The sequence below is a fragment of the Aromatoleum toluolicum genome (assembly GCF_012911005.2).
GTDB classification, from domain to species: domain Bacteria; phylum Pseudomonadota; class Gammaproteobacteria; order Burkholderiales; family Rhodocyclaceae; genus Aromatoleum; species Aromatoleum toluolicum.
The window spans coordinates 1-452 of sequence record NZ_WTVS01000210.1 but is presented as its reverse complement, the minus strand read 5'-3'; the positions used below and the strand labels follow the sequence as shown (position 1 = coordinate 452).

The window sequence follows — 452 nt, the reverse complement described above, 5'->3', positions numbered from 1 at the left end:
CATGCACACAACGGTGAACAGCTCATCGAGGCAACGCTGTCAGCACTGGCCACGGCTCCAGGTGACGGCCAGACGACGGTGGAGACCGTGCACCAGGGCCAGTCCCGTGGTGGCCAGAGCTACACCCGCAAGGTGTACACCGTGGCGGGTAGCGCCCCGTCGGCCAGCGCACTGACTGGCACGGTGGTGGCAGAACACTGGGTACTGCACGGCGCAGGGCACGCGTGGGCCGGTGGGCACGCGGGCGGCAGCCACACCGACCCGTGCGGCGTGGACGCCACGCAGGAGATGCTGCGGTTTTTTCTGGAGCATCCGCGCGCTGCGAGGCATTGACTCTCCACACGCGTCCGCTCGGTCTTCGACGCGCTAAGGCCGGTGTGCAAGATCGCGCACAACACCTTCTAGCCCCTGAACCACGCGAGCCAGGTGGTCGAAATCCACCTGGTCAGGAG

1 pseudogene is annotated in these 452 nt (G+C 67.0%); it reads left to right on the top strand.

Annotated features, from left to right (window positions below):
• Positions 1-333 (top strand): annotated as a pseudogene (locus GPA27_RS28410) (hypothetical protein); the annotation flags it as partial.
• Positions 334-452 lie beyond the last annotated feature (119 nt).